We start from the raw sequence: 9,184 nt of genomic DNA on the forward strand, positions 1-9,184 counted from the left end.
AACCGGCGGGCCCTGTTCCCGTTCGCCGGTATCAGCCCGCGGACGTCCGCGGCGGCTCGGCGGCCCGGGCTGCGGCGAGCTGCGCACGCAGGCTTTCCCTGTCCGGCTTCCCGGCCGGAGTGAGCGGCAACTCACCTACCACCAGCAGCTGTTCAGGATGCTTGCGCCGCTCCAGGCCTCGGGCGTCGAGGTGCGCGCACAACTCGGCGAGACCAGGGGCCCGCCCGCCGCGCGGCACGACGCAGGCGGCAAGCCGCTCGCCCATCAGCGGATCGGGCACGCCCAGGCACACCACGTCCCGGACGAGGGCATGAACAGCGAGCTCGATCTCGACCTCGGCCGGGCTGATGTTGGCTCCGCCGCGGATCACGACGTCCTTCAGGCGCCCGACGATCCGCAGGGTGCCGTCCGTGTCCATCAGTCCGAGGTCTCCGGTGCGGACCCAGCCGTCGGGCGTGCGGCAGCGTGCGTCGAGGTCGGGGGCGGCGACGTAGCACATGGGGGTCATCGGTCCCCGGGCGACGATCTCGCCGGCCGAGCCGCATGGCAGCTCGTCCGGCCCGGCGGCATCCGGTGCGGTGATGCGGATGTCGGCGACGCGGGAGTCCGGGCGGCCGACGAAGGTCCCCGGCCCCTCTCCGGGTACGGGCTCGTTGCCCAATCCGGTATGGCAGTTGACCCCGTCGGCCGAGCCGTAGAGGTTCACGACCGGACAGCCGAAGACCCGCCGCGCCTCCTCGGCGGTGGCCGCATCCAGTGGGGACCCGCCGACGACCAGCGCCGTCGGTGGCGTGAAGGCCGCATGCGGCCCGTCGGTGAGCCGGTCCAGCATCATGCGGATCACGGTCGGCACGCCCATGACGTGGGTCGGTTCGTGCGCGACGAGGGCGTCCAGCGCGGCCCCGGGGGTGAAGTGGTCGAGCACGATGAGCGTCCCGCCGTGCCGGGCGAGCACGACCGGGGTGCCGTTGCTGCCGAACGCGGACGCGAGCGGCACGAGGAACAGGCAGCGCGGCGGCCTGCGGTCCGGTATCAGCGAGGCGAGGAAGTTGCCGCGCCCGCCGGCCAGCGCGTTGTGCGAGTAGGCCACCATCTTGGGCTCGGTCTCCGAGCCGGAGGAGACCAGGATGCGGGCGGCGGAGTCGGGGTCGGCACGGGCCGGGACGAAGTCCTTCGCGTCGGTGCGCAGCAGCTCGGACAGGGCGACCGCGCCGTCGGGTGGGGTTCCGGGCCCGGCTGCGATCACCGTGCGCAGGGCGGGCAGTTCGCCCGTCCTGGCGAGCAGGTCGGCGGCGTGGTGGTTGCCGCGGTGCTCGGTGGCGGCGATCACCGCGACGGCTTCGGAGCGGCCCAGGAGTGAGACGGCTTCCCGTCGGCCGCGGCCGACCGGGAAGGGCAGTGCGACGGCGCCCAGGGCGGCCAGTGCCAGGTCGGCGGTGACGGCGCTGCGCCCGTTGGGGAGTTGTATGCCGACCACGTCGCCGGGGCGTATGCCGAGTCCGGTCAGTCCTCCGGCGAGGCATCGCACCTTGCGGTCGAGTGCCGCATAGCAGAGCTTCCCGTGGGCGTCGATGAACGCTGTGCGGTGCGGGTCGGCGATCCGGTGGGCGCGGTAGAGGCTGTAGAGGTCGAGGTCGGGGCAGGTGCCGTCGGCGGCCCAGGACCGGCGGAGGCCGGCGGGCAGCAAGTCGTGCAGCAGGACGGTCATGCGAAGCTCCATGGGTCGGGGACGGCAGGGGCGCCGTGCGTGTCGCGGGTGACGGGGCCGGTGGAGAGCAGGTCGGCGAGGTCCGTGACGACCGGGACAGCTGTCAGGCCGCGGGAGCGCAGCAGTGCGAGGGCCTGCTCGGTGGGCAGCCGGCTCAGGTTGTGCGCGGCTGCCCCGGCGGCGTCGGCGTCCGTGGGGGCGAGCCAGCCGTCGGCGGTGCGCAGCGGGCGGCGGAATCCGGCGGGGCGGCGGGTGCCCTGCCCCTGGGCGGCCCTGGCCCGGGCCGGGGCGGTGAGCACGTCGGCGGCGCCGAGCAGGGACGAGTCGATGCGCATTCCGCGCCCGGTGCGCTCGCGCAGCAGCAGGCCGGCCAGGATCCCTTCGGTGCCGAGCAGCCCGCCGAGCACGTCGAGCAGGGTCATCAGGGACGGCACGGGCGGTTCGTCGGCGGGCCGCGCGGCTTCGCCGACCCCGGTGCGGGCCTGGACCATGAAGTCGGTGCCCAGGGGGGCACCGGGCAGCCGGCCGGCCCAGCCGCTGGTGTGGGCGTAGACGAGCGCGGGGTTGGCAACGGCCAGGTGCTCGCGGTCCAGACCCAGCCGGGCGGCCGTGCCCGGTGCCCAGTTGTGCAGGAAGACATCCGCCTCTGCCGCCATGGCCCGCAACCAGTCGCGGCCCGCAGGAGACTTGATGTCCAACTCCACTGCCTTCTTGCCCCGGTTGAGCGCCAGCCACCGCGCGGAGATCCCCGAGCAGGTGGGCGGCATGCCCCGCAGCGGGTCACCGCCCGGCGGCTCGATGCGGACGACCTCGGCGCCGAGCAGCCGGAGCAGATGGGCGGTGAGCGGGGCCTGGATGCGGCGCCCCGCCTCCAGCACGACGAACCCGGACAACGGCCCGCCATCGGCGGGACGGGAGGCGTAGGCCGCGTCATGTCCGCTGAACGACCAGGGCGGGGCTCCGTCCTGCTCGATGGCCCGCTCCTTGAGCGAGCGCACCCGGCACACATCGGCGCCGGAGACACCGGCGGCGGCACGGATCCGTTCCCAAGTGCTCGCGCGGACGACCTCGTGCAGCACGGCGGGGAAGGGCGCGCAGGCGGTGGCGTACCGGAACTGGAATGGCCGCCAGCCCCGGCGGAGCGCCTCCTCCGGCGCGCCCAGCCCGCGCCAGAACGCCGCCCATACCCCCGGGTCGAGTGCTTCCAGCTCGAACACCGCGCCGTCGGCCGAGGTGAACGGCGGTCCGCCCGGGGCGAGTTCTGCCGCCTCCCCCTCTTCGGCCCCGACGGCGGCCAGGTACTGCGAGACGGCCAGCAGTGCGGCCCGTTGCGCGGTCACTTCCACGCCCCTGGCCCGTCCGCCCCGCGCCTGCGCGATCAGCCCGGCGAGCAGCCCCTGCACGGCGAGGACACCGGTCGCGGTGGCCGCGTAGTCGACGGCGAGGCCGCGCGGGCTGCCGTCGCGGCGGCCGTGCACCGCCATGACGCCCGTGACGGCCTGCACGGTGGCCTCGTCGCCGACGCCGTCCGCGTCACCCCAGGTCATATGGGCGGTGATCTCGCCGACTCCGGCTCCGGTCAGGGCGATGCGGTTGCCCAGGGGACGGAACCCCTCGGCGCCCAGGAGCCGAAGGTGTTCTGCGGCGAGCCCACCGTCGAGGCCCGGCGGACCCGAACTCCGTATGCGCAGACCGCGGAGAGGCCCGGCCCGCCACGCAGAGATGGATGCAGCAGATATCGCCAATGCCTTCTCCCTTCCTGACACCGTGACCCGCGGGAACCCGGGAGGAGCCGCCCTCGACCGGTTCCAAGGAAGGCAGTCGCACGCTTGCCCGCCCGGGTTCCCGCGCGGGCCTGAGGAAGGCGGTGGACCGTGCCGGAGACGCATGGCGATCCTCAATGCCCGTCAGAGGCGAGGGAGTTGGTGGAACGATCGACGGACTTCGTGTGCGGCCGGGTCATGCCGTGCGAGCCGGTTCTCGACCGCGGGGGACGGCAGGCGGCGGCTGTGCTGCGCGGGCTGCAGCAGGAGGCGAAGAGCCGGGGACTGTGGGCGCTGCCGCTCCCTGCCGAACTCGGCGGGCAGGGGCTCCCGTTGACGTCCTACGCCCACGTCGCCGAGGCCGAAGGCGCCAGCGACCACGGCCCTGCCGCGCTCGGCTCGGCCTCGCTGCTGGACGTCCTGATGCTGTGGCGGCACGGCAGTCCGCGGGTCCGCGCACGGTACGCCGAGCGGCTGGTCTCCGGGGAACTGCGGGCCTGCTACGCGATGACCGAGCCCGATACGCCGGGGACCGATCCCGTCCTGACCGCCACCCGCGCCGAGTCCGGTGCCGGCGGGACCTGGCGGGTGAGCGGCCGCAAATGGTTCGCCAGTGGCGCGGCCGACGCCGACCTGGTCACCGTGCTCGCCCGCACCGACGGCGAGCCCCCGGACCGGGAGGGGCTCTCCCTGCTGCTGGTACCCACCGACGCACCCGGCTTCCGCGTGGTGCGCGACCTGCCCGTACTCGGCGCGGGCGGGCAGGCGGAGATCGCACTCGACCACGTGCCGGTCGACACCGACCACCTCATCGGCGAGCGCGGCAAGGCCCTGGCCGTCGTCGGCGAACGGCTGCAACTGGGCCGCACCCTGCGCTGCCTGCGCTGGCTCGGCCAGGCCCGGCGCGCGTTCGAGCTGATGCGCCGACGAGCCGTCGCCCGCACCGGCTCCCACGGCCCGCTCGCCGACTTCCAGTTGGTGCAGCGCCACGTCTTCGAGTCCCTGCTCGCCCTGCGCACCGCCCGGCCGCTGGTGTACGAGGCCGTGGCCCGGCTGGAAGCGGGGCTCGACGCCCGCCTGGAGGTGGGCCTGGCCAAGGTCGCCGCCGCGCGCACGCTGCACCAGGTGGCCGACGCGGCGATCCAGGTGCACGGGGCCGCCGGGCTCGGCCCGGACACCCCGCTGCCCGCGCTCTTCCGCACCGGCCGCATGGCGCGCATCCTCGACGGCCCCGACGAACTGCACATGGCATCCGTCGCACGGCGCGTTCTGCGAGCCACCCCTGCCGAAGGGTGATGCGTCAGTTCGACGCGAGGTTCCGGCTGGGAAGCCATCCGAGGAAAGCCGCGACGAAGAGACCCTCGACAATCAAGGTGAGAGGGCCGTACGGCAGCTCCCAGCTCTCCTCGTAGTAGCCCTGCGGCAGGCCGACGGTACGCGACAGCAGGAAAAGGGCGATCATGCCGAGGCTGACCAGTGCTCCGGTCGACCAGGCGACCGTGACATACCGCGAGGTGGCCAGGCACACGGCAACGAACAGCATGGCGGCGCTGCCCACGGCGAAGAGGACACCGATGTAGAGCTTCTCCTCAAGGTGGTCAGGGGTAATGAGCGTGTGCAACACCGTGTTGGCGAGGGCACAGCACACCCCCAGCCACCGCAAGGCGGCTTCGGTGGTCTTGGCGGAGTTCATCGCGATTCCAGTGTTCTGCCGGCGAGATGCCCGCCAGGAGGAAAGGTACAAAGCACTCTAATCAAACACCCCCTCCCGGGCACGGACATCGACCAGGCCGGTGAGCGCGGCGAGCGCATACGCGAGGAAGTAGTCCCCCCAGATCAGTTCGTGCCGAGGCGCCACGCCGGAACGGAGGTCGTAACAGCCGTCCAGCAGGCGGCCGTCTCCTGTCATATGGGAGCGGACCAGCTCTTCCAGGACGCTCACCGCGCAACTCCGGTGGCCGAGCCTGAGCAACGCGGTCGCTGTGATGGCGGCGGCGGAGGTGTCGCGGGGGCCGGAGGCGAACGACTCGTCCGCCGGAGGTACGAGGGAGACAGGCAGCAACGCATCCACTGCAGCGGCCAGTTCGGCTGCGCCAAGCAGACGGGAGCCCTCGGCCACCCCCAGGAGGAGCCAGGCTCTCCCCCGGCTCCAGCCCGACGGCGGATCGGCACAGGCCGTCCAGCCGTCGCCGCGGTCATGTCGCCACGACCACCGGAAGGGCCGCTGCCCGAGGCACAGTTCGAGGTGTCTCCGCAGATGCGACCCGGCCGCCCGCGCGTTCATCGTGGCGAGCAACGGCACCAGGCCCGGCACCCCGTCCGCGCGGGCCGGCAGCCGGGGCCCGCCGAAGGCCGACCCCCAGGGCACCAGGCCCAGTTCATGGTCGTAGGCGTCCAGGCAAGCGCGGGCCGCGCGCTCCCGCAGCGCGGCGATTCCGGGTTCGTCGGGGGCCGGCAGGGTGCCGTACCAGAAGATCAGCCCACGGGCCGCGGTGTCGGCCCGTGCCCAGCCCGCGAGCCGGTCCGTGCAGGCGCGTGCGACCCGCCGGTCCGTCGGGTCCGCGGTGTACCGGGCGCGCAGCCACAGCAGCCCTGCCCAGAACCCACCGGCCCACGAGCCGCGCCGGGTCGTCGTCCATATCCCGCTGTCCGGGTCCGCGAACAGGGGGAAGCGATCACCGGTCTCCGCGGCGGTGCCCTTGACGCGGTCGAGGACCGCGGCCAGCGCCGGGGCGGCCCAGGAGGGAGCGTTCACCGGCGTGCGACGGATCGCCGCTCCCGTACGGCCCACAGCAGGGCCACCGCGGCCGCCCCGGTGAACTCGCCGGCCACCAGCAGCCACCCGGCGCCGTACCGGCCGGCCTCCGCCGGCATCCCGAACAGCGGCGGGCCGAGCGCGAATCCGGCGAAGAACCCGGCCGACACCAGTGCCGAGTCCTGCCCGGCCCGACCGGACGCCGCCCGCTGGATCACCAGCACCATGGACACCGCGTTGGCCGCCACTGCGAACACCCCGACTCCCACCACCGCGACCCACGCCAGCGGGTGCGCATGCGCCGAGTACGCCAGCAGCAGCGCGGCCCCCGCCGCGCCCGCGGCCAGCGTACCCGGGAGCCACCGGGCCCGGCCGGGCCGCCCGGCGACCTTCGACCAGCCCACCCGTCCCACGATCCCGGCCACTCCCAGCACCGCCAGCAACCCGGCCGCCACCGTGGATCCGAGCCCCAACCGCCGGACCCCGTAGAGCGCCAGATAGGTGTTCACCGAGGCAATGCCGCACCCCAGCAGCAGCGAGAAGACCGCAAGCCAGGCGACCATCCCATGCGGTATTCGGAAGGCTTCCGCAGTCCTCGCCGGTGGATCGGTGGGCAGCACGCTCGCCGCCCACCCGGCGGTCGCCAACGCCGCGCCGGCAGCCGTCCATACCGCCCATCGCCAGCCCGCGAGTCCTGCCAGCGCCGCCAGCGGAAGCCCCGCGGCGAAGGTCCCCAGTTGGACCCCCGACTGTTTCATCCCGGTCACCGCACCGCGCCGCGCGGCGGGTACGACCGCCAGGATCGCCTTGTTGGTGGCCGGGTTGGCCAGCGCCTGCGGAAACCCGCCGAGCGCCACCGCCCCCAGCAGAAGGCCGGCGCCGCCTGCCGTACCGATGAGAGCCAGTGCCACCGCCGACGTCATCAGCAGCACGACCAGGCAGCGGCGCGGGCCGACCCGGTCCACCACCAGGCCCCCGACCGGGGACAGCACGGCCGCCGCGCCGAAGCCGGCTGTCGTCGTCAGCCCCAGCACGGCCGGCGAGACACCCAACTCGTCGACAAGCCGCGGGCCCAGCGCTCCCAGCAGGAACAGCTGCAGCATCGAAAAGGCCATGGCGCAGGTCAACAGTGCCGTGACCGCGCCGGTCGACCGCTGCCCGCCGCGTTCGTCCGCCCTCACCGCATTCGGCTCCGTCGTCACGGACGTCCCTCCCTCCCATCGCTCCGTACGGGGCAAGGCGCCCCACGACACACGTCGGCCCGCGCACCGGACGAGTTCCCCTGGCGTGCATGTGCAGTTGGCCGATTTCCGTACCCTTGCGCTCCGGGGTCCCCTTGGCGCTCTCCGGATGCGACGATGGGTTCGCCATGGCTGCCGGATGGGTTTGCCGCACAGTGCGGGCCGCGGTCTTCGCGGCCGCCTGCGTGCTGCTCACCGCCCTGGGGCACGCCATGATGTCCGGCGCGCCGGTGCCCTGGTGGGCCCTGACCAGCGGAAGCGCGGCGGCCGGCGGCACGGCGTGGTTTCTGGCCGACCGTGAACGCGGCCTCCGCACGGTGGCCTCCGCCGCGGTCACCACTCAAGCAGTGCTCCACTCGTGGTTCTCACTGGGGCAGGCACTGGTGCGTCCCGCACTGCCTCACGACGCCTCGATCGCCCGGCAATGGGCGTGGTACCTCCTCTGCGGCCCGCCCGGTGGCGGCGATTTCAAGCCGGTACCGGGTATGGGTATCCGGCACGAAGCGGCGGCCGCCGCGGGGCACATGGCAAACATGGGCGGCATGGGGCCCATGCATTCCACAAGCCACACAGGCCATATGGGCCACGTAGACCACACAGCACCCATGAGCCATCACATGGGCGGCATGTCGTCGAGCGGCATGCTGGTCGCCCACGTACTGGCCGCACTGGTGTGCGCGCTGTGGCTCGCACACGGAGAACGCGCAGCCTTCCGCATCCTCCGGGCCCTCGTCGGCCGGCTCGCCGCACCACTGCGACCGGTGCCCGTCCCGGCCGCGCCTCCGTCCCGGCCGCGCCTCCGCATCCACCGGAACCACTCCGACCGTCCCCTGCACCGGGACCTCCTCGTCCACGCCATCACCTCTCGGGGGCCGCCCGCCGGGGCCGCCGCCGTCTGACGGCAGCCGGTTCCCCGAGGCGACACCGCAGTGGTGCCGACGGCACCCCCACGCCTCGGGCAACGGCCGTGCCCCTCGCGCGCACGGCCGTATCCCCAGCGCGGGCCCGTCACGGGTTTCCGGCGTGCCCGCACCCGGATCATCCGAGAGGACATCAGGTGACCACTCCTGCCCTGCCCGCGTCACGCGACGCATCGATCACGGCCTGGGCACTCGCCGCCCGGGGCGGCGATCCAGAAGCCTTCGAGCAGTTCGTCCGCGCCCTGCACCGCGACGTCCGCTACTACGTCACCTACCTCGGCGCAGACCCCCAGACCGCCGACGACCTGGCCCAGGACACCTTCCTTCGTGCGCTGGGCAGCCTGCACCGCTTCGAAGGCCGCTCCTCCGCACGCACCTGGCTGCTGTCCATAGCCCGCCGGGCCGTGATCGACAGCCACCGCCATGCATCCGCCCGGCCCCGCCTGTCGCTCACCGGCGACTGGCAGGGCGCCGCCGAACGCGCCCAGCCCAAGGACCTGCCCGGCTTCGACGACGGCGTCGCACTCGACGACCTCCTGACCGCCCTGCCCGACGAACGCCGCCAGGCGTTCGTTCTCACCCAACTGCTGGGCCTGCCCTACGCGGAAGCGGCGCGCCTCAGCGACTGCCCCATCGGCACGGTCCGCTCCCGCGTGTCCCGCGCCCGCGCGTGCCTGATCAAGTCGCTGCACGACGCCGAACGATGCGGGACCCGAGGGGCCCTGCCCGACAGGACTCCTGACAGTCCCTGATCAGGAACGGAGGGGTTCTGGCCGGGCTGCGGCCGCAGCCCGGCC

The 9,184-nt window shown here is 73.6% G+C and carries 8 protein-coding genes; 3 read left to right on the forward strand and 5 right to left on the reverse strand.

What is annotated here, in order from left to right:
• Positions 1 to 31: 31 nt before the first annotated feature.
• Positions 32 to 1,708 (reverse strand): class I adenylate-forming enzyme family protein, encoded by a 1,677-nt coding sequence (locus ACWD4B_RS19285; RefSeq protein WP_451421860.1) that lies wholly within the window; start codon positions 1,706 to 1,708, stop codon positions 32 to 34.
• A complete protein-coding gene (locus ACWD4B_RS19290) occupies positions 1,705 to 3,453 on the reverse strand; it encodes a CoA transferase (protein WP_451421861.1) in 1,749 nt (582 codons plus the stop codon). Before ACWD4B_RS19290 ends, ACWD4B_RS19285 begins: the two co-directional genes overlap by 4 nt.
• 177 nt (positions 3,454 to 3,630) lie before the next feature.
• Here ACWD4B_RS19290 and ACWD4B_RS19295 point away from each other — a divergent pair, with 177 nt between their 5' ends.
• Complete coding sequence (locus ACWD4B_RS19295) at positions 3,631 to 4,767, forward strand: acyl-CoA dehydrogenase family protein (RefSeq protein WP_451421862.1); 1,137 nt, start codon at positions 3,631 to 3,633, stop codon at positions 4,765 to 4,767.
• Between the two features lie 4 nt (positions 4,768 to 4,771).
• On the opposite strand, the gene ACWD4B_RS19300 is transcribed toward ACWD4B_RS19295, so the two are convergent.
• The 3 genes from ACWD4B_RS19300 to ACWD4B_RS19310 are packed head-to-tail and all read right to left on the reverse strand — an operon-like array spanning position 4,772 to position 7,428.
• The gene (locus ACWD4B_RS19300; protein WP_451421863.1) at positions 4,772 to 5,164 is read right to left on the reverse strand and encodes a hypothetical protein; all 393 of its coding nucleotides are present in this window, start codon (positions 5,162 to 5,164) and stop codon (positions 4,772 to 4,774) included.
• A 57-nt stretch (positions 5,165 to 5,221) separates the two neighbouring features.
• The gene (locus ACWD4B_RS19305; protein ID WP_451421864.1) at positions 5,222 to 6,226 is read right to left on the reverse strand and encodes a sugar ABC transporter permease; all 1,005 of its coding nucleotides are present in this window, start codon (positions 6,224 to 6,226) and stop codon (positions 5,222 to 5,224) included.
• Positions 6,223 to 7,428, reverse strand: coding sequence for an MFS transporter (locus tag ACWD4B_RS19310; protein WP_451421865.1), 1,206 nt, complete (start codon positions 7,426 to 7,428; stop codon positions 6,223 to 6,225). Before ACWD4B_RS19310 ends, ACWD4B_RS19305 begins: the two co-directional genes overlap by 4 nt.
• A 167-nt stretch (positions 7,429 to 7,595) precedes the next feature.
• On the opposite strand from ACWD4B_RS19310, the gene ACWD4B_RS19315 reads away from it, so the two are divergent.
• Both ACWD4B_RS19315 and ACWD4B_RS19320 read left to right on the forward strand, forming a co-directional pair.
• Positions 7,596 to 8,366: a hypothetical protein gene (locus ACWD4B_RS19315; protein ID WP_451421866.1), complete on the forward strand. Its 771-nt coding sequence runs from the start codon at positions 7,596 to 7,598 to the stop codon at positions 8,364 to 8,366.
• A 158-nt stretch (positions 8,367 to 8,524) separates the two neighbouring features.
• A complete protein-coding gene (locus ACWD4B_RS19320) occupies positions 8,525 to 9,139 on the forward strand; it encodes a sigma-70 family RNA polymerase sigma factor (protein WP_451421867.1) in 615 nt (204 codons plus the stop codon).
• Positions 9,140 to 9,184 lie beyond the last annotated feature (45 nt).

The sequence above is a fragment of the Streptomyces sp. NPDC002536 genome, assembly GCF_053594995.1.